This is a genomic window from Phormidesmis priestleyi BC1401, assembly GCF_001650195.1.
In the GTDB taxonomy this organism is placed as follows: Bacteria; Cyanobacteriota; Cyanobacteriia; order Leptolyngbyales; family Leptolyngbyaceae; genus Phormidesmis_A; species Phormidesmis_A priestleyi_B.
This window is the reverse complement of record NZ_LXYR01000178.1, coordinates 1-826: the sequence shown is the minus strand read 5'-3', so window position 1 is coordinate 826 and position 826 is coordinate 1. Positions and strand designations below refer to the sequence as shown.

The window sequence follows — 826 nt, the reverse complement described above, 5'->3', positions numbered from 1 at the left end:
AAGGTTGTGTCGCAAAAATGATAATGTGAGAGGGTTTAATTTCCTCTGACCTTAATCTAAATGGCATCTCAATCTCTGTTTAAGTGGCGGCACTTCTTACCCGAAATCATCGTGTTGAATGTGCGGTGGTATTGTCGCTACCCATTGAGTTACCGGGATTTAGAGGAGATGATGGCAGAGCGAGGGGTCGAGGTGGATCATTCGACGAGCCATCGGTGGGTGCTGAGCTACGCCCCAGAACTGGACAAACGAATTCGTCCTGATCTAAACCCAACGAACGATTCGTGGCGGGTGGACGAGACGTACATCCAGGTGAAAGGGGCGTGGAAATATCTTTACCGCGCCGTCGATTCGATGGGCAACACGCTGGACTTTATGCTAAGTGCAAAGCGGGATGGAAAAGCCGCTGCCCGGTTTTTCCGTAAAGTGTTGAAAGCAGAACACACCCAAGCGCCACGAGTCATTACCGTCGATAAAAATGCTGCCTATCCAGTAGCAATTGAAGCGCTGAAAGCAGATGAAACGTTGGCAGCAGAGACCCAATTGCGGCAGAGTAAATACATGAATAATGTGATCGAGCAGGATCACCGAAACATCAAGCGACTGACCAAGCCCATGATGGGATTTGGGTCATTCAACACGGCAAGACGAACACTCAGAGGAATTGAAGCAATGAGTATGATTCGTAAAGGACAGGTGAAAGGAATCAGCAAAGGGGACCGTATGTCTCAAGTGAAGTTTATTGAAGAACTTTTCGGAATTAGCGCTTAACGGAATGCGAACGAAATACTTCGTTTGTCACTAAAAAGTATTTGCGACACAACCC

At 47.6% G+C, this 826-nt stretch carries 1 protein-coding gene; it reads left to right on the top strand.

Translation table 11 applies throughout. The features are described from left to right. The first annotated feature begins 60 nt into the window (after positions 1-60). Positions 61-771: an IS6 family transposase gene (locus A8707_RS26310; RefSeq protein WP_068820418.1), complete on the top strand. Its 711-nt coding sequence runs from the start codon at positions 61-63 to the stop codon at positions 769-771. Positions 772-826 lie beyond the last annotated feature (55 nt).